Below are 24403 nucleotides of genomic sequence, written 5' to 3'. Positions count from 1 at the left end.
GACCGTTGTCTGGTTGGGGGGTACCCGGGTAACAGGGCTCCGGGGTTACGGGTGGGGCGGCCGAGGTCAGTCGCTGCGGGAGGGGGTACGGGCGCGGAGCCGGCGCGCACCGAGCAGGAGTCCGCCACCGGCGGTGAGGGCGGCCACGGCCCCCGCCCCGTACCCCCATTCCCGGGGACCGGTGTGGGCGAGGGAGCCCGCCTCGACGGAATCCTCGGACTGCTCGACGGAGAAGCGGTAGCCGCCCGCCTCGCCGACCCAGTCCCCGTCGTCACCCTTGCGCTGGACGAGCGCGGCGTCGGCGACGACCTCACCGGTGGGGGCGTCGGGGGCGAAGGCGAGGGTGACCTTGACGGTCCGGGTGCCGCCGGGGCCGACGGTGAAGCCGGGGAAGGCGTCGCCGCCGTCGAAGACGGCGATGATCTCGTCCCGGTCGCTGAGTTCCAGCCCGGCGGGCAGGGTGCCGCCCGGGGCCTCGAACTCCATCCGCAGGTGCGCGGGGCGCAGGGCGCGGGCCTTGTCGGTGAAGACGACGAGGGGGTGGATGGCCGTGCACTCGGAGTTCGTGGTGTTGGTCAGGTCCAGGAACCAGGTCTGCGGCTCGCCGCCGGTGCGGTACACGGCCGGACCGCCGCGGATGCGCGCCCCGATGGGGAAGGCGGAACTCTTGCCGTCCCCGCAGGTGGCCTTGACGCGGGACGGAAACGCGGGAGCGGGGCGGGCACCGCCGCCGGTGCCGATGTCCGCACCGGCGGGGGATGCGGTGGTGGCGGCCAGGGCGGCGGACAGGAAGGCGGTGAGGGCAAGGGCTTTGCGCAGTCGCATGGAAGACCTTCGCTACTCGCCGGACAGGACGATCGTCGGACGAGGTGATCATCACCCCGGCCTGCCCGCACCCTGCCACGCACGCGCGAGCCCTCACCGCGCACCACGCCTGAGTCATCCCGGTTTACGCCCGAACAGCCCAGGGGTCAAATCCATCCTCCCCAGCCCGCCCGAGCCCGGCCGCCCCGCCGCACCCTCCAGCCCCGCCGCGCCCTTCAGCCCCGCCGGCGTTTGAGGCGCGGGGGCTCGGGGGCAGCGCCCCCGCAACGGCGCGGCACCCGGCACAGACATAGGCACCGGCACGGGCACCGGCACCAGCCCCCCGCCCACCCTCACCCCACCCGCCCGAACAACGGCGCCAGCGCCATCTCCGCCGCCCCCTCCGCCACACCCGCCCCCGCCAGGGCGACCACCGGCCTGGCCGGATCCAGCGCGCGGGCCGCAAGAACGGCTCCGACACCGGCCACGAAGACGTCCGGCGCCGCCGCCACCACCCGCCCACCGAGCAGCACACGGTCCACGTCCAGCAGCGCGACCAGGTTGGCCGCGGCCTCGCCCACGATCCGTGCCGCCTCGGGAAGATCGCCTCGGGCCACCGCCGCCAGGCACAGCACCTCCACGCAGCCACGCGCCCCGCACCGGCACGGCGGGCCGTCCAGCAGCAGCACCTGATGGCCGAACTCCCCCGCCGCCGAGCGGACACCCCGGTAGACCCCGCCGCCCAGCCACAGTCCCGCGCCGAGCCCGGTCCCGACGTGCAGGTACACGCAAGTACGGGGCCCACCGCCGGCAAGGACATCGCCACCCGCACCCGGGCCGACATCCGCGCCGAGCGCGACGCCCGCCTCCGCGCCCGCCTCCGGCCAGGTCGCCCGGAGCCACGCCCCGGCGGCCGCTGCCGCACCGGCGTTCGTGTCCTTGTCCAGCAGCACCGGCAGGCCCAGCCGCCCCTCCAGCACCCCCTTGAGCGGGAAGCCCTTCCAGCTCGGGAAACCCGTCACCCGACCCATCACCCCGGCCCGGTGGTCGAGCGGCCCCGGCGCGGCCACGCCGACCCCCACGAGCGGCGGTCCGGCCTGGCCGCCGACCCGCGCGACCGCTCGTACGACCGCCTCCACCGCCGCCTCCGGTCCGGCCGCGAAGTCGATCGGGCCGCTGCTCTCGGCGACGACGCGGCCCGCCAGGTCCACCCGTACCGCCCTGAGCTCGTCGCGGTCCAGGTGCACTCCCACCGAGTGCCGCGCATCGGGCACCAGCCGGAGCAGAGTGCGCGGCTTGCCGCCGGTGGACGCGGCGCGGCCCGCCTCCGCGATCAGGCCGTCCGCGCCGAGCCGCGCCGTGATCTTGCTGACGGCCTGCGGGGTGAGTCCCGTACGGACGGCGAGTTCCGTGCGGCCCAGGCCCTCCGGTCCGGCGCCGCGCAGCAGCTCCAGTACCAGCGCGTCGTTGTGGCCGCGCAGCGCGGGCAGGTTCACCCCGCCACGCCGACCGTGCGCATCCCCGTGTCCGCCGTGACCGCTGTGACCACCGTGACCGCTGTTCCCGCTACCACTGTCCACCGCCCCATTGTCCACCCTCCTTGCACTTCGGCAACACTGTTGCCAAAGTAGTCCCCATGAGCACCCCCGCCCCCACCGCACCATCCTCCCCGCTCCGCGTCGGCGTCATCGGCTACGGACTCGCCGGTTCCGTCTTCCACGCCCCCCTGGTGGCCGCCACGGACGGACTCGTCCTCGACACGGTCGTCACCTCCGACCCGGCCCGGCAGGCCCAGGCGCGCGCCGAATTCCCCGACGTCCACACCGCCGCCACCGCCGACGAGCTGTGGCAGCGCGACCTCGACCTCGTCGTGATCGCCTCGCCCAACAAGACGCACGTCCCGCTCGCCACCACCGCCCTCGAAGCCGGCCTGCCGGTGGTCGTGGACAAGCCGCTCGCCGCCACCGCCGCCGAGGCCCGGGCGCTCGCCGCCCTGGCGGACCGGCGCGGAACCTTCCTCTCCGTCTTCCAGAACCGCCGCTGGGACAACGACTTCCTCACCCTGCGCCGTCTCATCGCCGACGACGAACTCGGCGAGATCCAGCGCTTCGAGTCCCGCTTCGAGCGCTGGCGCCCGCAGCTGAAGGGCGGCTGGCGCGAGTCGGGCGCGCCGGAGGAGATCGGCGGCCTGCTGTACGACCTCGGCAGTCACGTCGTCGACCAGGCCCTCGTGCTGTTCGGGCCCGCCGTACGGGTGTACGCGGAGACCGACGCGCGCCGCCCCGGCGCCGAGACCGACGACGACACCTTCATCGCCCTCACCCACGCGAACGGGGTCCGCTCCCACCTCTACGTCAGCGCGACCGCCGCCCAGCTCGGGCCGCGGTTCCGCGTGCTCGGCTCGCGGGCCGGCTACGTCAAGTACGGCCTGGACCCCCAGGAGGGCGCCCTGCGCGAGGGGTTGCGGCCGGACGGGCGGCTGCCCTGGGGCGAGGAGCCCCCGCACCTGTGGGGGCGGGTGGGCTCGGGCGAGTCCCCGCTGACCGGCGGCGGTGCCCCCGTACCGACGGAGCTGGGTGACTACCCGGCGTACTACGCGGCGGTGGAGGCGGCCCTGCGCACGGGCGGGCCGGCCCCGGTCACGGCGCACGAGGCCGCGCACTGCCTCGACGTACTGGAGGCGGCCCGCATGTCGTCCCAGGAGGGCGTGGCGGTCGAGCTCCCCGTCACCACGGTCACCACGGAGCACGGGGAGCACGGGGCCGCGTGACGCCCCGGGCACGGGCACGCGTAACGCCCCGGGCACGAGCACGCGTGACGCCCCGGGCACGGGCACGCGTGACGGGCGGGGCCGCCACGATGGCGGCCCCGCCCGTCCCCTGCTTCTCCTGGACGGCGGCTACGCGCTCTTGAACTCCTGGCGCTGACGGCCGAGCCCCTCGATCTCCAGCTCCACGACGTCGCCGGCCCGCAGGTACGGCTTCGGCTCCGGCTGGCCCATCGCCACACCGGCTGGCGTACCGGTGACGATGACGTCGCCCGGGTACAGGGTCATGAACCGGCTCAGGTACCGGACGACCTCGCCGACCGGGAAGATCTGGTCAGAGGTGTTGCCGTCCTGCTTGAGCTCGCCGTTGACCCACAGCTTCACGTCCAGGAGCTGCGGGTCCGGAATCTCGTCGGCGGTGACCAGCCACGGGCCGAGCGGGGTGAAGGTCTCGCAGTTCTTGCCCTTGTCCCAGGTGCCGCCGCGCTCGATCTGGAACTCGCGCTCGGAGACGTCGTTGACCAGCAGGTAGCCGCCGACGTGCGCCAGGCCCTGCTCCGCGGAGTCGAGGTAGCGGGCGGTGCTGCCGATGACGACGCCGAGCTCGGCCTCCCAGTCGGTCTTCACGCTGCCGCGCGGGATCAGGACGGTGTCGTCGGGGCCGACCACGGTGTCCGCGGCCTTCAGGAAGAGGATCGGCTCGGCCGGCGGCTCCGCGCCGATCTCCGCCGCGTGCCCGAAGTAGTTCAGGCCGATGCCGACGATCTTGCCGATACGGCCGACCGGCGCGCCGATCCGCAGCCCTTCGGCGTCCAGGACCGGAAGCTCACCCGACTCGGCCGCGTCCCGCACCCGGGACAGCACGGAGTCGTCGGCGAGCACCGCGCCGTCCACATCCGTGATCAGGCCGGACAGGTCCCGCAGGGTCCCGTCCTGGTCGAGCAGCGCGGGGCGCTCCGACCCGACCGGTCCGACACGCAGCAGCTTCATGGGCATTCTCCCGTGGTCGTGGGTGGTCGACCCATGGGCATGCCCCGGGCCGGACGATGGGTTGCGGCCATCGGAGGATTGGTCGATCCTCCAAGATGCCCACCCAATCCGCAAGACCCTGTTCACAGGGTGGAACGCACTGCTCCGTCGGCCCGCCGCCAAGCGACGGACTCGGCGGCGGGCTGGGCGGCTGACTCGGCGACGGACTCGGCGGCGGGCTCAGCGGCGGGCTGGGCGGGGCTGCGCGACGGCCTCGGCAGCGCGTTCGGCGGCGCGCGCCTTGCGGTGCTCGAGCCATGCGCGCTCCGCCACCGACCAGGCGGTGGTGGTGAGCAGGTAGAGCCCGGCTGCCAGCGGCACCACGGTGGCAGTGATCAGCGTGCCGAAGGACAGCAGGGGCAGTACGCCGCCCAGCTTGCGCATGGCCTCCTGCTGCTCGGCGCTCAGCTCGGGCAGCGCCGCACCCCCGGCGGGCTTCTTCTTCGGGGCGGAGGCAGCGGCAGCCGCGGCCGTCCGCGCGGCCACCGCAGCCGACCGGCGCCCGCGTACGGCACTCCATGCGGCCACCATCGCGATCGCCCCGAACAGCGCGAGGAACACCAGCCCCTGCGCCCCGAACGGGCCGCCCTCCCCGAGCGCCTCGGTCCACCGCGACCCCAGCGGCGCGGCGAACAGCCGGTGGCTCAGCAGCTCGCCCCCCGACGACAACGCCTGGTACATGAGGAAGAACACCGGCAGCTGCAGCAACAGGGGCAGGCAGCCGGCCACCGGGGTCGCACCGCGGAAGGCGGCTCTGCTCAGCGGGTGCAGGGCGAGCCGTACGAGCACGGTGAACAGCACGATCGCGGCAGCGGTCGCGGACTCGGCCAGCGTCGGCTCCAGAAGCCGGCCCAGCTCAGCAACAAGGTGGGTGAAGACGGACACGTGGGCCCTCCGAGGCAGTCTCGTCGAACGTCGAAAAGAGGTGTGCATTTCGGCGTGACGAGCCGCGAGGGGCGACAACAGTGATCAGTCAGGAGAAGGCGAGAGGTACTGCGCGCCCCTACGCGGCCGTCGGGACGAGACGGCCGGGCGCCCTGGGCCGCGACCGGCCCGAAGCATCGGGATCACGCTGCGGCAGGAACGCCGTGCGCTGCTCGCGATCACGGATCGCGGTGCGTATTCGGTGCGGCGGCACGGGCCGTACGAGCCGTGCGGCGGCGGCCAGCGCCTCGGCGCCCACGGAGACGGCGGCGACGGTCGCGGCGAGGGCGACCACCACGGCGCCCAGCCCGCCCTCCGCGGCGAACAGGCCGAGGGCTCCCCCGACCAGCACCAGGAGCGGGAGCAGCACGAAGAGGGCCCGGGCGATCCGGGCGAACGGGACGGCGTCGCGGCGCGGCCTGGCCATACGAACCTCCCCCTCTCCGCTCGGCGTTCTCGAAACCCTGTTCCCGATCGATGGTAGCCGGGCCCTCCGACAACGGTGGGTGGCGTGGGCCGGGTCAGGACCTGAGGGTCCCCCAGACCACCAGCCGGTACTTCGAGCTGTACTCGGGCGTGCAGGTGGTCAGCGTGATGTACGCCCCCGGCTCGCTGTAGCCGTAGCCCGGCTGCACCAGGCTGCGCGGCACCGGCGCGATCACCCCGGTGTCCCGCTCCGTCGTCTCGCGCAGGGTCTTTCCCACCACGTACGTGTACCGGCGCCCCCGCATGTCGACGATCAGCTCGTCGCCCGCCCGCAGCCGGTTGATGTACCGGAACGGCTCGCCGTGGGTGTTGCGGTGCCCGGCCAGCGCGAAGTTCCCCTGCGCGCCGGGCCCGGCGCTCCCGGGGTACTGCCCGACGTAGCCCTTGTCGAGGACCGCACGCTTGTCGATGCCCTGCGCGACGGGCACGACCAGGCCGAGTCGCGGAATGCGCAGCACGGCGTACGCCCGCTCCCGCACCGCCGAGGGCCCGCCGGCGGGCCGGGGCGCAGGCACGGGAGGCGAGGGGGACGAGGAAGCGGAAGAGGAGGAGGCGGCCGATGCGGACGGAGACGGAGCCGGACGCGAAGTAAGGGGCGCCTCGGAAGGGGGAGGGCCGGAGTCGGGATCGTCCTCCCAGGCCCGCTCCAGGGCCCGGACCTGCTCCTGCGCCCCGGCCGCGGCCTGCCGGTTGGTCCACCACACCTGGTGCACCACCAGTAACAACACCACCACGCCCACGGTGACGGTCAACTCGGCGGTCGCCCACAGGACCCCCACGAGACCGGCCCGGCGCGCCCGCCGGCCCCGCCCCTGAACCACCACACGCATGTGATCCCGCACGGGCGGCACCTTAAGTCCTCCCCCGTCAACTGACCAGCGGCAGTACGGTGTGAACCATGCGCCCCGACACGCCTGCCGAGCACATCGCCGAAGCCGAGCGCCTCATCCGCACGGCGACCCGCTACCCCGAGGACCAGGAGCCCTTGCTCCTCCAGGCCGCGGCCCACCTCGAACTGGCCGACGAGCGGGACCGGGCGAGCGCCCTCTACGACCGACTCCTCTCCTCCTCACCTTCCGACCCCCACCTGATCAAGGCCCTCCAGGCGGCGAACCTCTGGGAGTACGGCCACGAGCCCGAGGCCCGCGCCCTCATCTCGGGCATCCGCGCCGCCTCCCCCAAGGACCCGGCCCCGTGGGAGATCATCGCGGAAGCCCTTGAGGCGCACGACGAGTTGGAAGCCTCCGAGGACTGCTTCACCCAGGCCGCCACCCTCCTGATCGCGGATTCGACCCCGCTCACCCCGGCGACCACCGCCCTCCTGACGGGTCGCCACCGGGTACGCCGCCTCCTCGGGCGCCCGCACGACGACTGGGACATGGTCGCCGACACCCGCCACATCGGCCCGATCCCGCTCGACGAGCTCCACGACCCCAAGCGCATCTGGGCCCTGGGCTCCGACGACCCGGCCGAGCTGCGCGCCGAGATCGCCCGCCTGCGCGCCGAACTGGGCGACCGCCGCGCGGCCCTGTCCCGCCCGTTCCCGGTGGCGGTCCTCCACTGGCCGCAGCGCGAACTGTCCGAGCTGCTGACCAGCTACCCGACGCTCGGCTCGGAGTACGCGTCGCACGAGGCCCACCTGCGCGACATCGAGACCTCCCTGCGCGCCCTCGCCGCCTCGGGCACCACCAACCTCGGCATCGTGACGGCGAGCGTCCCCTCGTACGAGGCCTTCGCGGCCTCCGAGAAGACCTCCCCGGCCTCCCCCAGCCTCCTGGCCGAATACGCCACGACCCTCGCGGCCCGCGGCAAGGCCACCCCCTGGCCCCCCACCCCCACCTCCCCCTGCTGGTGCACCTCGGGCAAGCCGTACTCGGAATGCCACGGAGGGTAGCGGGCGGGGGTAGCGGCCCCTGATCCGGAGATACGCACCCGGACCTGCCACAGGGGACAGTCGCGGATTAGGCTCGTCCCCGATTCGACGATCTCCTAGGCAGGCCATGAGCGACGACTGGCAGTTCGAGGTTCCCACCACTGGCAGCAAGCACCTTCCTCCCGACGCCCGGTACATGGAGGCTCTCAGCAGCCAGGGATACGGGTTCGAGGTGGCCATCGCCGACCTCGTCGACAATTCCATCGACGCCGGGGCCCACGACGTGGTGATCCACTTCCTGCGGGACGAGGACCGGCTCGTCAGCCTCCTCGTCATCGACGACGGGAAGGGGATGACCGAGGAGGAACTCGATGTCGCCATGACCGTCGGGGGTCGCCGCGACTATGCCTCCGAGGCTCTGGGAATGTTCGGCACCGGGTTGAAGTCCGCATCGCTCAGCCATGCATCAGCGGTGACGGTCGTGAGCAAGACGCGCAGGACCAGGGCCGTGGGTCGGCGATGGCTGATGGAGCGGGCGGTCAACGGATACCAGTGCGACATCGTGGCCGCCGACTACGCCCAGACCCTGATCGACCGGTACGCCCAGCGGCCGATCACCTGGCAGGGAACCGTCATCCGGTGGGACGGGGTCAAAAATTTCCCCCGGAACGGCGGAGGCGGCCAAACCGACCGCTACCTGCACCGGACCATCAACCGCCTAGGTCTCCAGCTCGGTCTGTATCTGCACAGGTTCCTCGCCAGGGACGACTTCAACATCACGATCGCGGTGGAGGACGTGAACACGGGGACCGAGTACATGAACTTCGGCGTCGAGCCTCTCGACCCGTTCGGATACCCGGTTCCGGGTCACGCCGACTATCCGCGGCGCTTCACCGTGGACCTCGCTTCGACCCTCCCCGTATCCCTGGACGCCCATGTCTGGCCGGCGAAGTCGACCCTGGACGGCTACAAGGCGGTCGGCTCCGTCCTGGACCGCCAGGGCTTCTATTTCTATCGAAACAACCGTCTGGTTCAGGCCGGCGGCTGGAACAACTTCCGCCAGCCGGATCAGCACCTCTCGCTTTCCCGCATCGCCATCGACCTTCCGCCGCACGGAAGCGACGTGTTCCGGCTGACTGTGAAGAAGGAGGGCGTGGAAGTCTCCCCCGAGTTCGTCTCCGCTCTGGAGGAGGCTCGAGATGCCGAGGGGCGGCGCTTCCTCGACTACGTCACCGATGCCGAGTCGGTGTACCGCGAGGCACGCAAGCGGGCGGGAACGACCCGGAAGGCCGTCATAGGGCCGGGCAAGGGGTTCGACCCCGCCGTACGAGAGGCGATCGAGGACGAGCTGCCCCTGTTGCCGGGTGAGGAGCCCATCGCTATCCGGTGGCAGTCGTTGGACAACAGCCTGTTCTTCGATGTCGACAGAGAGAACCGAACCATCGTTCTCAATCACCACTATCGGTCGGCGATTCTCGGCGGAAGGCGCGGTGGCCTCAACGACGCCCCCACGTTGAAATCCCTCATGTACCTCTTGCTCCATCAGGTATTCGAGAAGGAATACAGCGGGAGCAGGGAGAAGGACAACCTTCAATTGTGGCAGTCGATCCTCGTGTCTGCTGCACGCACGGAACTGGAACGCATGGGCGACGATGACTGACGCCGGCGCCTGCCGGGAACTCCCCTGGTCGACCGTCGAGCACTATCTCGGGGAACGTCAGGCCGCCAGCTATCTGCTCTCCGCACCGGCATCGGAACGCGCGGTCTGGTACGAGATCGGCGACGGCGGGCAGGACATCTCGCTGCAGGTGGAACTCGACCGCCACCAGCAGCCACCCCGCTCGTCGCTGCCGGCGGTGACCATCGACCAGGTGCGTCGTGAAGGGAGGCGGATGGCACGCATCCACACCACACAAGTGGCGTTGATGCGCGATTTCCACGACCTGCTCATTGCCGTTGCCGACCGGATCGTCACCGGCGAGCGTGACCTCGGGCAGGCTTTCGAGGAGACGGTGCACGCCTGGGGTCGGCTGCTCGACCAGCCGCGCGGCCTCGGCGTGGAGCGTCGCATCGGGCTGCATGGTGAACTCGCGGTGCTGCGTGCCGTTGCCCGCTCCCACGGGTGGGCGCAGGCGATCGACGCATGGACCGGGCCGAAGGCGGAACAGCACGACTTCGGGCTGCCCGAGTCCGATCTTGAGGTGAAAACCACTGCCGCGGAACAGCGACGGCACACCATTCATGGAATACACCAGCTCACGGAGAGTTCCGGCCGCCCCTTGTGGTTCGCCTCTCTCCAGCTGACGCGTGGCGGCCTCGGCGGCCGCTCCCTGCGTGATTCGGTGACCGCGGTGATCCGGGACGCCCGAGCCGCGGACCGCATCGCGTCGGTGAAGCTGGAGACCGCCTTGACGGCGGGTGGATGGAGCGAGAGCGACCCGGACGACGAACGCTGGGCTCTGCGCGCGGCACCCTTGCTCGTTCCAGCCAAGCAGCTGCCGAGACTGACCGAGTCGATGATTCCCCTCTCCGTCAGGGAGCACGTTTCGTCAATCGACTACCGCATGGACATAACCCATTTGAGCTCGGCACCCGGCCCGCCGGTCGACCTCACCGACTTCCGTCTTCCGTGACCGACGAGGACCTCAATTGACAACCATCGAAACTCTCCGGCTCGCGTTGCACAGTGCCGTGCTTTCCGATCTCGACGGCAGCAGGCCGAAGAGCCTGGCTCGTGCCCTGGCGTACCAGGCCGAGGACATGGTCCCGGAGGCCGCGCCGTGTGCCGACGAAGCCGACTTTCAGACAGCACTTAAGGGAGCCCGCTCGACACATCAGCTGGTCGAGCTCTGGAGGAAGCAGCTCACGCGCTGGGACTACGCCGACCAGCCCATTTGGACCGACACTCCTCCGCGCACGAACGAGCGCAGGGCCGCGATCCACGATCTGTTGAAGCTCGAGGAAACCACCCGCACCCTGCTCGATGGGTTGATTCCCGTGTCGAAGGCGACGGTCTCTGTGGTGATCAGTCCGGAGCACAAGCCCTGGTATACGCCTCAATCGCAACTCAGCCGACCGCACTACTGGCCCGCCTACCGGAACTTGCTCGCCGCCAAGGGGTGGCCAGCCGACGCCGTGGCCGCGTTGGACGTGGCAACCGACCAGGTGGTCGAGCGACTGGCCGACCCAACCGACTCTGCGGTGTACCAGTCCAAGGGGCTCGTCGTCGGCTACGTGCAGTCCGGGAAGACCGCGAATTTCACGGGCGTCCTGGCCAAGGCCGTTGACGCGGGCTATCGGCTGGTAATCGTTCTCGGGGGAACACTCAACATGCTGCGCGCCCAGACCCAGCGGCGCCTGGACATGGAGCTCGTCGGGCGGGAGAACATCCTGCGTGGGGCCGGCGAGATGGAATCAGACTACGCCGACGACCCGGCCTGGACGGCCGGAAGGTTCGTGTCCTTCGGAAACCTCCCCTCCGCGCTGGGGGCGTTCGACATCGTGCGCATGACCACACGGGACGACGACTACAAGAGTCTGCTGCAGGGCATCACCGCTCTGGAATTCGAGAAGCGGGAACCGGCGCTTCCGCTGTACGACCGGGAGAATCTGCACCGCTCGTCGGCGCGCCTGATGGTGGTGAAGAAGAACAAGACGGTACTGGCCAAGCTCGTCAAGGACCTGGGGAAGATCAAGACCCCACTGGCAGAGATCCCTGTCCTGATCATCGACGACGAATCGGACGAGGCCTCGGTCAACACGTCGAAGCCGGACGTCCAGCGCAGTGCGATCAACGAGCAGATCTCGAAGCTGCTGAACATGCTGCCCCGCGCCCAGTACGTGGGCTACACGGCGACACCCTTCGCGAACGTCTTCGTGGACCCGAGCGACACCGAGGACATCTTCCCGAAGGACTTCCTCATATCCCTTCCCCGCCCGGAGGGATACATGGGGGCACGCGACTTCCACGACCTGGACGGCGAGGTGGAGGAGCACGAGCGCACCGTCGCCAACTCCAATGAGATGGCTCATGTCCGCGACATCGTCGACGACGCGGAGGATGACACCTGCCTCCGGCAGGCCATGGACATGTTCGTGCTGACGGCCGCCATGAAGTTGTACCGGGAAGAGGTAGGCGGGCTCGGCGACGGCTACTTTGAGCACCACACGATGCTCGTCCACGAGTCGGTACGCACCGGAGTCCACCGAGAGCTGCACGACCGGGTTCGGGCCCTGTGGGACAACGCCGGATATTCCGGTCCTCGCGGCCATGAGAGATTGCGCAAACTCTTCGAGAACGACGTCGCCCCGGTGTCGGAGGTGCGGGCCGACGGGCAGGCCGTTCCCGCCTCCTACGACGAGTTGATGCGATTCGTCGGGCCGGCGAGCGTGCGTATCGGCGGTGACGAGCAGCCGATCATCGTCGTGAACGGCGACAAGGACCTGGAAACGGGCGAGGCAGACTTCGACAAGCGCCCGATTTGGAAGATCCTCATCGGAGGCCAGAAGCTGGCCCGCGGCTTCACCGTCGAGGGGCTGACCGTGTCCTTCTTCCGCCGCCGGGCCGGAAACGCCTCCACGCTCATGCAGATGGGACGATGGTTCGGATTCCGCAAGGGGTATCGCGATCTGGTGCGCCTCTACCTCGGCCGCAGGGAGACCATGGGGCGTACCGAGGTAGACCTGTACGACGCATTCCAGGCCATCTGCCTCGATGAGGAGGCCTTCCGTGCGGAACTGCAACGGTATTCCGTGATGGTGGACGGTCGGCCACAGATCACGCCCGCGCAGATCCCTCCGTTGGTCTCCCAGCACCTGCCGTGGCTGAAGCCGACCAGTCCGAACAAAATGTACAACGCGAGACTGGAACTCGTGCGGTCCGCGGGGCGCTGGGAAGAGCCCACCGCGTACCCGCAGAAGGGCGAAGAGATCCGGCGCAACACCGAGCTGTGGCTTCCGTATCTCGAATCCCTCGGCGCACAGGCCCGGACCTACGAACACCACTTCCAGGACAAGGGCGTCGTCCACCGCTTCAACTCGCTGGCGGGTATTTTCCCGGCAGTCGCCGTCTTGGACACCCTCTGCAAACTGCGCTGGGAGGTGCCAGAGCAGTTCCCTCCGCACCTCCGGTACATCTCGGAGATCACGGAGGCCGGCAAGGTGGACGACTGGGTCGTGCTCGCCCCCCAGCACGCCACGGCCTCGGCTGGCAAGACCATCTCCCTCGGCTCGACGGGGCGGCAGTACTCGTGGTTCTCCCGTGACCGCCGCGCGGATCGGGGACCCCTCTTCGGCGCAATCAGTGACAAGAAGCACCGCGGAGTGGCTCACCGGATCGCCGGTGCCCTGGAGACCTCGTGGGACGTGCCCACGGAGGAGCTGGTGGCCGAACGTCGCGGCGCGATCGTTCTGTACCCGGTCGTGGAGACGGCATATCAGGGCTCCATCGACGCATCCGGCCGCATCGATTCGGACAAACTCGTCATGGCGTTCGCCTTCGTGGCACCGGCCTCCGCCCACAGCGCCAACGGCCAGGTCGTCCAATTCACGACGATCTCTTCCAAGCCCAATGCGATCATCGACGTCACGGAGATCGACAGGAGTTGATCTCCGGGTAGGTCGACGGAGGCGGTGAAGCGGGCAGACGCGCCTCACCGCCTCCTCGCAAACAGCGATCTCGGGGGCGGCATGAACACAGGCACGACGGGACGGCTTCGATCCCTGGACATCTGCTCGGGCGCCGGTGGACTGGCCTTGGGCCTCGAACAGTCCGGTTTCGACCCCGTCCTCCTGCTCGACAACCGCGACGTCGCATGCCGAACCCTGCGCGCCAACCGCCCCACGTGGAAGGTCCTCGAGACGAACCTGCTCGACTTCGACCCCTCCGAGCACACCGAGAGCTACGACGTGGACCTGCTGTCGGCCGGCCTACCGCGCGTGAAGGCCACGGCCACCGTGGCCCGCCGGGACAGCGAGGCCGAAATCGAACTGCTCCGGGCCACGATGTTGCTCCTCCACGGTGTGCAGCCCAGGGCTCTTCTCGTCGAAAACGTGCCCGACCTGGTCACGAAGTCGGACTATGAGGCGATTCGCTCGTACGTCGCCGACGAACTGGCACACCTTGGATATCGACACACCTGGTTCGTCGTGAACGCGGCGGATTTCGGTGTCCCGCAAACTCGCCGTCAAGGAATTCTGGTGGCTTTCAAGGACGACGTACTGGAGGCCTTCGTCCAGCCGACCCCGAGCGTTGATGTACACGTCACGGTGGGCGAGGCGCTGTTGGAATCGATGGCCGCCGGTGGCTGGGCCGGGGCCCACAAGTGGGCGGAACAGGCCGATCAACCCGCTCCCACTCTCGTCGGCGGCTCATGGGAACGCGGTGGCGCGGACCTCGGACCGACGGGGTCCAAACGCGCCTGGGCCCGCATGGGAGTGGACGGGGGGACCGTGGCGGACGCTGTACCGGACGCCAACTTCCACTGGGATCCGCAACTCGGTCGGGCGGGGATGATGCCGCTGACCGTGCCCCAGGCCGCCCTGCTCCAGGGGTTCCCGCCGTCGTGGCGGATCGAGGGGCGCAAGACTGCGATGTACCGACAGGTGGGCCATGCCTCGCCGCCGCCCGTCGGACGAGCCCTGGGCACGGCCATCGCTGCCGCGCTGCGATCCTGAGAGCCGGGGAAGGGCGCGATGGGTCTACAACTCGGTGACTACACTTGACCCTCATGACCAGAAAGCAGCCTCAGCCGTCTCAACCTGGGCAGATCCGTGTCATGGATCTGTTCGCTGGGGCTGGGGGCTTTTCCTCCGGGTTCAGTCGCTACACCCTCGGGGGGACGACCAGCCCGTTCGCCTCGATCGCCGCCGTCGAGTTCGACCGGGCCGCAGCGGCGACGTATGCAGCCAACTTCGGCGGTTCGCACGTCTTCGCCGGAGACATCGCGAACTTCGATCCCACTCCTTTCAAGGGCCAGGTCGACGTGATCATGGGTGGCCCCCCTTGTCAGGGCTTCTCCGGACTCGGCAAGGAGGATCCGACGGACCCACGCAACGAACTCTGGCAGGAGTACGTGCGGGTGGTGGCGAAGGTCCACCCCAAGGTCTTCGTAATCGAGAACGTCGACCGCTTCCTGAAGTCCGCGCAGTACGCGGAACTCCTTTCGGCTTCCGAGACCCCCGGGCACCCGCTGCACGACTACACGGTGGTGCCCGCCATGATGAACGCGGCCGACTACGGAGTGCCACAGGCACGACGGCGCGTGATCGTCATCTGTACCCACAAGGACTTCGCCGAGCCGCTGCGGCACCCGGCACCGACGCACGCCAAGAACGGTTACGAGGCGAACGGTACCCAAGACGTCCTTTTCGACTCCCTTCCTGGCCAACCGAGTCTGCCGCGCTGGGTTCCGGTTTCGAAGGTATTCGAGGTCTCCGCCAAGCTTCCGGTGCTGGAGCACATGCCCGATCCCCGTGACGACGGGCATTCCGCCAGCCATGTTCCCGGGCACTACCTCACGACGGATCTCCATTTCGGGCGAAACCCGGAGGACCTGTCCCGCGCGCGGTACATGGCCATTCCCGAGAACGGAAACCGGAAGAACCTGCGCGGGGTCAGCTATCGTCTCGACCGGGCAGGCCGGATTCGCCTGTCCACCGAAAAGGACTACGGCCGACTGAAGGGGCAGGAGTTCTATCTCTCCACGGAGAGCTGGGACAAGCACAATTCCGGATCCGGCGACGTCATGGGCCGCATGCGGAAAAACGCTCCTTCCGTGACCATCCGAACGGAGTTTTACAAGCCCGAGAAGGGGCGCTACCTGCACCCGACCGAGGACCGACCGATCACCCACTACGAGGCCGCTCTCATCCAGGGGTTCCCCGAGACGTTCAAGTGGCATGGAACCAAGATCGAAATCGCTCGTCAGATCGGCAACGCCGTGCCCGTGGGCCTGGGCACGGCTCTAGCTGAGGCCATCCACACTTTCCTGGCGCGCCACAACTGACCCACCCCGTCAGAGATGGTCCGACGACTTGGTCAAGCTCACGCCCTCCGGCAGTCGCGGCTCGGGGACGCCCTCCTTGCGGGCCGAACGGTCTCGAATCGGCGCCTCGGCCAAAAGCTGCTCGAAAATCGGGATCAGGGCATCGATCGCGGCGCGGCTCACTTCGCCGTCCTGGGGGCCCTTCGGAAGGCGGTCCCAGGGCGCTGCGGCAGCATCCTCCGCATCGTCGATCCAGTCCTGGAGCGCGTCCGTGTCGGCCGGTTGATCCGGCGCCAGCACGTCGTAGACCAAGGTGCTGCCAGCCGCGTTCACAGCCGCCGAGAGCGCGTTGGCCTGGTCTCCCAGGCGGGACACACCTGCCGCAAGTCGCCGTTCGAGAACTCTCAGGATCGCCTGCGCCGTCGGGCGGTGATCGATCACGTCCAGGCGCATCGTGGTCTGCAACACGTCCTGCACCCGGCAGGCGGTCTCGGTCGGACGGTAGTCGGGTCCGTCACGGAACAACTCTGCGGCCCACCACAGCCGGGAGAAGGCCTGCGTGTAATGCGGGCCACAGAAGCGGGCCGCCGTCGCTGCGCCTGGCTCGCCGTCCGTGTCCGAGCCCCGATGCCGCCACACGACGTAGTCAGGGGCGACCACCATGGCGATGAAGTTCCACAGGCGCCCGTCAGCGGCCTCCGCCCGTGTCATACGCAAGGTGGCGTGCAGCCGAGGTGCGAACCAGGCGTCGGCAGCAGTGCGGCGATCCTCGAAACGACGCATCGCCTCGTCCACCAGCACGCGCACCGGTTCTGTCCGCCAACGCTGAGCGGCGCCAAGGGTTTCGGCCGCCCTCCGCAGCGCCAACCGAGGCGGCCGCTCCTGCCCGGTCTGCACCGCTCGACCGATGTGCTCGGCCACCGCCGCATCCGTCAACATTCCCAAGAACGGCGGGAGTTCCTGTACATCCGAATGGTTCATTGCGTACCACCGGCCCCTTCGAGGTTCTGCACGGAACGCACCGCATTGGTCAGGTTCCTCGTCGCGCGGCTTCGTCGCCCTGCTGCGAACTGCACGCCTGTCTGGATCTCCGCCCAGCCGTAGCCCTTCGTGCGCCGTTCCACGATCTCGTAGAGCGCATCGCTCGGTTGACGACCCGGCAACACGTCCGGGAGCATCGACCGCAAGACCGACTCCCGCCACCCATTCGGCAGCATCGGGGTTCCGTCCTCGTCCATGTCCAGATCGCTCACAGCCGTATGGAACATCGCGGTCCACGCGTCCTGGGCAATCTGTGTGGCCGCAAGGTCCCGCAGCATCCGCTCTGCCGGGCTACCACCGGCAACCCGTAGCGCCGCCGTCAAGCCCTCGACGGCTCCGGTGTTGAGGTAAACGGTCGGAACGTCACCCGTAGTCTCGACGATCCAGGCGGACTCCTTGTAGGGCCGAAGCCACTCGTGCTCCCCCTCCTTGAAGTCCACCTCGACGATCTCGATCTGGCGTTGCCGGGCAGGCGTCGAAGCCTTCAGGTCGACGTACCAGTCCTGTGTGGCGGACCCCACCAGCCGGCCTGCCACGCCCTCCACCGTCGCCACCACCAAGACTCCGAGCGTGGCTCGACGCAGGTGCGCCACACTGTCCAGCTCGATGGTTCCCTGCATCGTCCCGTCCGCCGACCGCGACAGGACCGCAGTCGTCCGGGCATTGGTCGCCTTTTCCGATAGCACGGCGAGAAACACCACGTCGGACCACGGTCCCGCACTGATCTCCGCCTCCGGAAAGCTCACCGAGAGTCGAAGCCGTGCCCGCTCCCAGGCACCCCGCCCGGCCTGGTGGAGGGCAACCGCCCGGTCCTTGGCAGAGATCATCGCGTAGGGCAGTTCCCGGTTGTCCACCGAGACGGACAGGATCCTCAGCTCCACGTCCCCGAAGATCGTCGGATAGGGAAACACCGCCGTCACAACGAACCTCCGCGAGCCTTCTGTACCTCCACCACGAGTCGCGCGTACCCACTGCGCACCGGGTGGGTGGCGGGATTCGTAACGCCTCGGAACAACGCCCTGCGCACTCCGGCCTCAACCACGAGGTCACCGTTTTCCACTCGGCAGTCCTCGTCGGCTTCCAGCGCCGCCCATCCGACCACCGGACGACCGCCCGACCGAACGTCGAACTTCGCCACTGGCGTCAGTCGCCAAGGGTCTTCGGTCACAGGGAGCTTGACCTCCACGGTCACGCTCCAGGCGCCTGATTCCACGACATGTGCCGTCACTCCGCGTACCGTCGGGAACGCCTGGGTTCGCCGCGTCGGGCCGTTGAATGCGTCCCAGGTCAAGAGCTCGCGCAGCGCGGCAGGGCCGCCTGGGCGCTTTGTCTCGCGCCTGCCCACCAGAGCACGCACGGCGTTGTCGACATCGCTGCGGAACTCCTTCAGACGAGTGACGGCACCACGCTCGTAGAGCGAAGTGAGTTCCTCCGTCCGGTCCCAGCGGTCGTGCTCGGGCGGTTCCGAGGCGCGCAGGAACTCTTCTGCCAAGGCCACGTCCTCGCCGTCCCGGTCCGTCGCGTAGCCGGCCAGCAACACGGCCTGGAACGGCATCGTCCCCAAGGGCAGTTCGCGGGGGCGGCGCTCCGTGATGGTCATACGGTTTCCCCGCATGCACACGACCCGGCTGTGCCGCTCGTCCGCGTCCGCGGCAGGAGTGAGCAGGAGGACCGCCAGGTGCTCGCGACCCTTGTCCCGCGCCCTTCCATGCCCCTTCAGGGGCGTCACGATCAACGGCACCTCGGCACGCGCCACCTGATCCTCCGAGGTGAGGCTGTCGACCGTGTGGCCGTCGAGGTGGGCTTGCAGTGCGCGGCTCAGGGCAGGATGGCGGGTATACGGATCGACCCGCTCTTCGGGGACGATCACCTGCCCGTCGCGCAAGGTGGAAACGCGCGCCTCCAACAACGGGCCTGCAGCGACGCCTCCGATCATCGCCGCCCAGAACCCGTCGGCCAGTGAGCGCACCAATTTGTCGTGGAGATCACGCAACTCCTCGGCGTCCCCCGACGCATCATGGGCGCCGACCACCAGGAAGGACGTGCCCGGCTCGTTCGTACACCGATCGAGGTGCAGGCTGCGCACCGCCTCTTCGTCGGCCCACCAGGAGCGCGACACGTCCTTGTGCGCCGGGTCGGTGTCCGGCTCGCCGAACCAGGCCGGTCCCGCGAAGGCCTCTCCGTCGACCTGCCGCCACGGCAGGTCGAGCCGTCCGATGACGCGTCGCTCGGTCCTGCCCTCATGAGGCTCGGAGAGGGTCGAGTTGATGAGAACGAGACCGAACCGGCTGGCTGCCCACAGAGTCGCCTTGCCCAGCCCGTACGAGCCACCCGCACGGCCTCCGGACTGCTTGTGACTGTCGAGCTGGCGCCTTACGACGGCGGCGAATCGACCGTCTTGGTACTCCGGCCCGGTGAGCCCGTTGGCGTTGAAGTCATCCACCCGGAGGAGGAGCAGCGAGTTCCTCGACTCCAGTTCGTCCAACGCCGCCCGTAGACTCCTCGACACCTTCTGCTCCGCCGAGGCCGCGCGATCGTAGTGAGGGCGCAACTCGTCCCACTGGAGTGCGGCTAGGAACGAGGAGAGGTGTTCACCCGTCAACTCGTGCAGCGTGTAGTGCATGCGAACCGGCGCTGCGACATCGCATCGTTCGTCAAGCGCGTTCTGGGTGGCCTCCCTGGCCAGCACGGACATGTCCGCGTCGAAGGCGAAGGCGGCGGCGTTACCGTACTCACGCCCGCCGTCGGCGTGAGCCCTGCGATGGTGCCACCGCAACGGACGGGCGGACGCCACGTCGCTGGTACGACTGTCGACCAAGGCCGGGTTGGTGCCGAACACCTCCGCCAGCGCCCTTTTGGTCTCCTCCCGAGGTTCTGCTCGTCCGTTCACCCAGGCGGAAACCGCCGCACGGGTCAGTCCCAGTCGGACAGCCAGGTCCGACTGGGACATGTCCATACGGTTCAACTGCCTTGCAAGCCAAGGGCCGAATTCCTCGCCAGGGTGCTCCATGCATCGCCCTCCGCTGTTCGGCTCGCAAGGCCTACGTCTTGATCACCTTAACAGGAGTCATTTGACATGTAGGCCGTTGTCAAATATCCGAGACGGATCCCTGCATCCGGGACTTGGTCCGCAAGCCGGCCCGACGGCTCGCGACCACGGCGAGCACTCGCGCCGCCGCTTCGTCCACCTGTTCGTGCTCCCAGACGCGCACGGAGAACCATCCCGCCTCGGCCAGACGGCAATCCGTGTCGCGATCCCTACGCTGGTTGCCCTCGATCTTCGCTCGCCAGAACTCGGCGTTGTTCCTCGGCCACGTGGCGTGCAGCGGGCAGCCGTGCCAGAAGCAGCCGTCCACGAAGACCGCCACACGCGTCGGCCCGAACACGATGTCGGCCTCGCGCCTCACGCCCTTCACCGGCCTTCGATGGATCCGGTATCGAGCTCCTTTGGCGTGCAGCGCCTTGCGCAATGCGATCTCCACGCCCGTGTCGCGCCTCTTCTGGCGACTCATTCGAGCACGCACGGTCGTCGTCGTAACCAACTTCTCCACGCCACCATTGTGAACCGGCCGGATCGATCGCTGGAGGCGCTGCTCGGCGCGAGCGAGCCTCGGGCTAGCGGTCGGCCGTGGCGTAGGTGGTGGCGGCCATTGCGGCGGCTGCCGTGAAGACCGCCGGCCAGGCGCCGATCTTCTTCGCCAGGGGGTGGGAGCCCGCGAAGGCGGCGACGTAGGCCGCGCCCAGCAGGGCCGTCGTCGTCGGCGACGTGCGGCGGTGCCATTCGCGGGCCGCGACGGCGCCCGCCGCCGCGAGGACCACACCGCCGAGCGGCCGCTTCCCGGTCCAGCGGGCGGCGGCCTATCCGCCGACGAGACCGCCCGCGGCTACGAGCGAGGTGGGGAACTGCGCCATGGTGCGGGCCTCCAGCCGTTCGAACGTCACCGGACGAGGCTAACGCGCCCGGCGGGCGAAGCGGCGTGCGGCCGCCACTGCCAGCACGACGGCGGCCCCGCCCAGGACGTTGTCCGGGAGCGCGTCCTGCAGGGCCCGCGGGAGCACGGCCATGACCCCCAGGATCACGAAGAACGCCACCGCGCAGGCGGCCAGACCCATCAGGGCTCTGCTCACGAGGTTGTTGCGCACGCCGGGCTCAACGCCCGGCCGGGCGGGTCGATACGGGTGGCCCACGACACCGTACGGAAGTCGGATTTGTCGCACACCCTCCGGATCTGCGGACCTCCCCTCCGGGGAACGTCACGGGCGTAGATTCGGTCTTCGATAGGGGCGATCCGACCCAAGCCACCCAAGCCGGCCCAAGGAGCTGCAAACGTGATCTGTTACGGACCGGCCGTCCTCGACCTGACGGACGAGCTCGCCGACACCTACGGCGAGGTCTTCTCCGCCCCGCCGTGGAACGAAGATGAAGAAACCATTCGCCAGTTCGCCGTCCGACTGCAGGCCGACAGCCGGCGCGCCGGCTTCCGCACCGCCTTCGCGCAGTCGCCCCTCGGCGTCGACGGATTCGCCACCGCCTGGCTGACACCCCGCACCTTCCCCGCGGACCGCGGCTACGGACAGGTCACCGCACAGCTCGGCCGCCAGCGCGTACGGGAGCTCCTCGTCGGCGCCCTGGAGATCGACGAGCTCGCCGTACGCCCGCACGCGCGCGGGCACGGCACCGGGCGCGCCCTGCTCGCGGAGATCACCGCCGACGCCCCCGACGACCGGGCCTGGCTGCTGACCGCCCGCGTGGCCACCGACACCGTGGCCACCTACCACCGGCTCGGCTGGCACGAGGTCAAGCCGCTGCCCGGCACGGAGAACGGCGTCGTCGTCTTCCTCGCCCCGAACCACCCTTCGGCCTGAGCGTCGGCCGCCCGCCACCGGGCATACCGGGGGCATGATCACTCGTATCGCCCAGCGCCAGCTGAACATGGCCACCCACCACCAGCTCCGCCAGGCCGGCATCCCGGCCGCCACCATCAGCGGCCGCAGCCGCCGGGGAGGACCCTGGCAACGGCTCCTCCCACGGGTGTACCTCCTGCAGACCGGCCCACCCGACACCCGGCAGCAGGCCCTCGCCACCGTCCTCTACGCCGCCCCGCCCACCGCGGACCCGCTCTCCGGCACCGCCGCCGCACTCACCGGCGGCGCGGCCCTCGCACTCCTCGGCATCCGCGACGCGCCACCCGAACCACTGGACGTACTCGTCCGCGCTCCACGGTCGGTGGCGGCCACCGGCCGCGTCCGGCCCCTCTCGACCGCCCGTTGGCCCGCGACCATCACCATCGCCGGGGTGCCCAGCACCCGACCGGTCCGGGCGGCCACCGACTTCGCGGCCCGTACGGACGACCCCGACCTGGTGCGCTCCGTCCTCGCGAACGTCGTCCAGGGCGGCTGGTGCCACCCGCACGACCTGCACGCCGAACTGCGCGCCGGCCGGGTCCGGCACCGCCCGGCCGTCCGAACGGCGGCCGCCGAGCTGGTCGCCGGAGTCCGGTCGATCGCCGAGGGCCGCGCACGCGACACCCTGACGGCCACGGACCTGCCCGCTCCGCTGTGGAACGCCCGGCTCTACGGACCCGACGGGGCCTTCCTCGCCAGCCCGGACGCGTACTGGCCGGAGGAGGGCGTCGCTCTGGAGATCGACTCCGCCGAGTACCACTACACGCGCGACTCCTGGCAGGCCACGCTGCGCCGGAGACTGCGCATGGAGGCCCGCGGCGTCCTGGTGGTCAGTACGACGCCCGGGATCCTGCGAGAGGAACCGGCCGGCCTGATCGCCGCGCTCCGCGCGCTCCTCGCCCTGGGCGCCGCCCGCCCCGCCCCACCCCGCGTCACCGCCCGCGGCCACGCCCAGCTGGAGCTGCCGCTCCCCAGATCCGCCGGGACGCCGTAGGGGTGGCTCTAGGCGCCGAGGGCGCGCGACACCGTGTGGATCAGTAGGCCGGCCAGGGCGCCGACCACCGTGCCGTTGATTCGGATGAACTGCAGGTCGCGGCCGATGTGGGCCTCGATCTTGCGGGAGGTGTGCTCGGCGTCCCAGGCCGCCACCGTGTCGGTGATCAGCGAGGTGATCTCCCTGCGGTAGGTGGTGACGACGTAGACGACCGCGCCCTCGATCCAGCCCTCCACCTTCGCCTGCAGGCGGCCGTCGGTGGCCAGGCGCGCGCCCAGCGAGATCAGCGAGGCGCGGACCCGCAGGCGCAGCTCGCTCTGCTCGTCCTCTGCCGTCGAGATGATCATCGAGCGGATCGCGGACCAGGCGGAGGCGATGACGTCCTGGACCTCGTCCCGGGCCAGGATCTCCGACTTGAGGCGCTCCACGCGTGCGCGCGTCGCCGTGTCCGACTGGAGGTCGGCCGCGAAGTCCCGCAGGAAACGGTCCACCGCCGCCCGCGCCGGATGCTCGGGCATGTCCCGCATCTCCGTGACGAAGCGGAGCAGCTCCTTGTAGACGCGCTCGCCCACCTTGCGGTCCACGAACCGCGGGGTCCAGCCGGGGGCGCCGCCCTGGACGGCGTCCGTGATCGAGTCCCCGTGGGTGATCAGCCAGTCGTGGGCCTTGGCGCAGACGAGGTCGACGGCGCGGCGGTGGCCGCCGTCGGCGACGATCTTCTGCAGGGTCTTGCCCAGGCCCGGCGCGATCTCGGCGGACTCGGCGCGCCGGGTGATGGCCTCGCCGACGACGGCCTGCACGTCGGAGTCGCGCAGGACGGTCAGCGCGCCGCGCAGGGCGGTGGCCAGTTCGGCCGTGACGCGGTCGGCGTGCGCGGGCTCGGCCAGCCAGGCGCCCAGGCGGCCGCCGATACCGAGGGCGTGAAGGCGGGTACGGACCACGTCGGAGGAGAGGAAGTTCTCGCCGACGAACTCGCCGAGAGTGGCGCCGAACTGGTCCTTCTTGGTCGGGATGATCGCCGTGTGCGGGATCGGCAGGCCGAGCGGCCGCTTGAAGAGGGCGGTGACGGCGAACCAGTCCGCGAGCGCGCCGACCATGCCGGCCTCCGCGGCGGCGGCGACGTAGCCGGCCCAGGCGCCGGCGCCCCAGGCGTGCTCGGCGTAGGTGGCCAGTACGTAGACCAGCGCCACCAGGAGCAGCAGGCCGGTCGCGATGGTCTTCATCCGTCGGACGCCGCGGCGGCGCTCCTCGTCGACGGCGTTGAACACGAACGCTCCGCGGGCGGGGGGCGATGGGGGTGGTGCCGCCGGCGCGGCGGTGCCTCCGGCCGTGCGGTCGGCTGTGCCGCCAGCTGTGCCGCCAGCTGGGTTGCGGTTGTCCACGTGGTCCTGCCTTCCCCCGGGGGCGCCGGTTTTGTCTGCATAGCATCCGACTCTTGGGAGGCCGGTGGAGTTCCCGCCACGCCGTTCCGCTCCCGCGGCGGGGGGCGGGCTCCGGCCGGTGGTGCTGGGGCTCTGCCCCAGACCCCGCGCCTCAATCGCCGGCGGGGCTGGGTGTGGCTGCGTGCCCTTCCCTCGGCGGGGCGGGCGGGCGGG

Annotated in this window: 21 protein-coding genes and 1 pseudogene; 9 read left to right on the top strand and 13 right to left on the bottom strand. The window is 69.9% G+C overall.

Going from position 1 to position 24403, the window contains the following annotated elements; all coding sequences use genetic code 11:
* Positions 1-66: 66 nt before the first annotated feature.
* Complete coding sequence (locus tag ACZ3X1_RS35410) at positions 67-825, bottom strand: hypothetical protein (RefSeq protein ID WP_356813895.1); 759 nt, start codon at positions 823-825, stop codon at positions 67-69.
* A gap of 332 nt (positions 826-1157) precedes the next feature.
* Positions 1158-2300, bottom strand: coding sequence for an ROK family transcriptional regulator (locus ACZ3X1_RS35405; RefSeq protein WP_467283432.1), 1143 nt, complete (start codon positions 2298-2300; stop codon positions 1158-1160).
* Positions 2301-2440: 140 nt separating this feature from the next.
* Here ACZ3X1_RS35405 and ACZ3X1_RS35400 point away from each other — a divergent pair, with 140 nt between their 5' ends.
* The gene (locus tag ACZ3X1_RS35400) at positions 2441-3574 is read left to right on the top strand and encodes a Gfo/Idh/MocA family protein (RefSeq protein WP_356813897.1); all 1134 of its coding nucleotides are present in this window, start codon (positions 2441-2443) and stop codon (positions 3572-3574) included.
* 129 nt (positions 3575-3703) lie between these two features.
* Here ACZ3X1_RS35400 and ACZ3X1_RS35395 read toward each other — a convergent pair whose 3' ends face one another.
* The 4 genes from ACZ3X1_RS35395 to ACZ3X1_RS35380 all read right to left on the bottom strand — a co-directional run bounded on the left by ACZ3X1_RS35395 (position 3704) and on the right by ACZ3X1_RS35380 (position 6840).
* Complete coding sequence (locus tag ACZ3X1_RS35395; RefSeq protein WP_362634863.1) at positions 3704-4561, bottom strand: fumarylacetoacetate hydrolase family protein; 858 nt, start codon at positions 4559-4561, stop codon at positions 3704-3706.
* 219 nt (positions 4562-4780) lie between these two features.
* On the bottom strand, positions 4781-5485 hold the full coding sequence (locus ACZ3X1_RS35390; protein ID WP_467283429.1) for a YidC/Oxa1 family membrane protein insertase: 705 nt from the start codon (positions 5483-5485) through the stop codon (positions 4781-4783).
* Between the two features lie 118 nt (positions 5486-5603).
* Positions 5604-5951 (bottom strand): DUF6412 domain-containing protein, encoded by a 348-nt coding sequence (locus ACZ3X1_RS35385; RefSeq protein WP_467283427.1) that lies wholly within the window; start codon positions 5949-5951, stop codon positions 5604-5606.
* Positions 5952-6045: 94 nt separating this feature from the next.
* The gene (locus ACZ3X1_RS35380; RefSeq protein WP_390077058.1) at positions 6046-6840 is read right to left on the bottom strand and encodes a class E sortase; all 795 of its coding nucleotides are present in this window, start codon (positions 6838-6840) and stop codon (positions 6046-6048) included.
* A 68-nt stretch (positions 6841-6908) separates the two neighbouring features.
* On the opposite strand from ACZ3X1_RS35380, the gene ACZ3X1_RS35375 reads away from it, so the two are divergent.
* The 6 genes from ACZ3X1_RS35375 to ACZ3X1_RS35350 all read left to right on the top strand — a co-directional run bounded on the left by ACZ3X1_RS35375 (position 6909) and on the right by ACZ3X1_RS35350 (position 15889).
* Positions 6909-7904, top strand: coding sequence for an SEC-C domain-containing protein (locus ACZ3X1_RS35375; protein WP_356813902.1), 996 nt, complete (start codon positions 6909-6911; stop codon positions 7902-7904).
* A 106-nt stretch (positions 7905-8010) separates the two neighbouring features.
* A complete protein-coding gene (locus ACZ3X1_RS35370) occupies positions 8011-9543 on the top strand; it encodes an ATP-binding protein (RefSeq protein WP_467283422.1) in 1533 nt (510 codons plus the stop codon).
* Positions 9536-10516 (top strand): PD-(D/E)XK motif protein, encoded by a 981-nt coding sequence (locus ACZ3X1_RS35365; protein WP_467283420.1) that lies wholly within the window; start codon positions 9536-9538, stop codon positions 10514-10516. The genes ACZ3X1_RS35370 and ACZ3X1_RS35365 overlap by 8 nt, the downstream gene beginning before the upstream one ends.
* A 16-nt stretch (positions 10517-10532) precedes the next feature.
* The gene (locus ACZ3X1_RS35360) at positions 10533-13490 is read left to right on the top strand and encodes a Z1 domain-containing protein (RefSeq protein ID WP_467283418.1); all 2958 of its coding nucleotides are present in this window, start codon (positions 10533-10535) and stop codon (positions 13488-13490) included.
* An 81-nt stretch (positions 13491-13571) separates the two neighbouring features.
* Positions 13572-14558, top strand: a complete 987-nt coding sequence (locus tag ACZ3X1_RS35355) for a DNA cytosine methyltransferase (RefSeq protein WP_467283416.1) — start codon at positions 13572-13574, stop codon at positions 14556-14558.
* 53 nt (positions 14559-14611) lie between these two features.
* Positions 14612-15889: a DNA cytosine methyltransferase gene (locus tag ACZ3X1_RS35350; RefSeq protein WP_467283414.1), complete on the top strand. Its 1278-nt coding sequence runs from the start codon at positions 14612-14614 to the stop codon at positions 15887-15889.
* Positions 15890-15898: 9 nt separating this feature from the next.
* Here the strand turns inward: ACZ3X1_RS35350 and ACZ3X1_RS35345 are convergent, their stop codons facing one another.
* The 6 genes and pseudogenes from ACZ3X1_RS35345 to ACZ3X1_RS35320 form a co-directional block, all read right to left on the bottom strand.
* Positions 15899-16849: a DUF6339 family protein gene (locus ACZ3X1_RS35345; protein ID WP_467283412.1), complete on the bottom strand. Its 951-nt coding sequence runs from the start codon at positions 16847-16849 to the stop codon at positions 15899-15901.
* Positions 16846-17829, bottom strand: coding sequence for a hypothetical protein (locus ACZ3X1_RS35340; RefSeq protein WP_467283408.1), 984 nt, complete (start codon positions 17827-17829; stop codon positions 16846-16848). The genes ACZ3X1_RS35345 and ACZ3X1_RS35340 overlap by 4 nt, the downstream gene beginning before the upstream one ends.
* Positions 17826-19919 (bottom strand): helix-turn-helix domain-containing protein, encoded by a 2094-nt coding sequence (locus ACZ3X1_RS35335; RefSeq protein ID WP_467283405.1) that lies wholly within the window; start codon positions 19917-19919, stop codon positions 17826-17828. Before ACZ3X1_RS35335 ends, ACZ3X1_RS35340 begins: the two co-directional genes overlap by 4 nt.
* Positions 19920-19998: 79 nt before the next feature.
* Complete coding sequence (locus ACZ3X1_RS35330; RefSeq protein ID WP_467283403.1) at positions 19999-20460, bottom strand: very short patch repair endonuclease; 462 nt, start codon at positions 20458-20460, stop codon at positions 19999-20001.
* Positions 20461-20524: 64 nt separating this feature from the next.
* Positions 20525-20821: pseudogene (locus ACZ3X1_RS35325) on the bottom strand (hypothetical protein).
* A gap of 39 nt (positions 20822-20860) precedes the next feature.
* Positions 20861-21052, bottom strand: a complete 192-nt coding sequence (locus ACZ3X1_RS35320) for a hypothetical protein (RefSeq protein WP_356813904.1) — start codon at positions 21050-21052, stop codon at positions 20861-20863.
* A gap of 186 nt (positions 21053-21238) precedes the next feature.
* Between ACZ3X1_RS35320 and ACZ3X1_RS35315 the strand changes: the two genes are divergently transcribed.
* Both ACZ3X1_RS35315 and ACZ3X1_RS35310 read left to right on the top strand, forming a co-directional pair.
* Entirely contained in the window at positions 21239-21775 is a 537-nt protein-coding gene (locus ACZ3X1_RS35315; protein ID WP_356813905.1) for a GNAT family N-acetyltransferase, read from the top strand.
* A gap of 34 nt (positions 21776-21809) precedes the next feature.
* Positions 21810-22808 (top strand): hypothetical protein, encoded by a 999-nt coding sequence (locus ACZ3X1_RS35310; protein WP_467283400.1) that lies wholly within the window; start codon positions 21810-21812, stop codon positions 22806-22808.
* A gap of 8 nt (positions 22809-22816) precedes the next feature.
* Here ACZ3X1_RS35310 and ACZ3X1_RS35305 read toward each other — a convergent pair whose 3' ends face one another.
* Positions 22817-24331 carry a DUF445 domain-containing protein gene (locus ACZ3X1_RS35305; RefSeq protein ID WP_467283465.1) on the bottom strand — a complete coding sequence of 505 codons (1515 nt, stop codon included), beginning with the start codon at positions 24329-24331 and terminating at the stop codon, positions 22817-22819.
* Positions 24332-24403 lie beyond the last annotated feature (72 nt).

It is taken from the genome of Streptomyces sp. NPDC023541 (assembly GCF_055559995.1).
The sequence above is the reverse complement of the archived record's forward strand: the minus strand, read 5'-3'. Positions and strand labels throughout refer to the sequence as shown.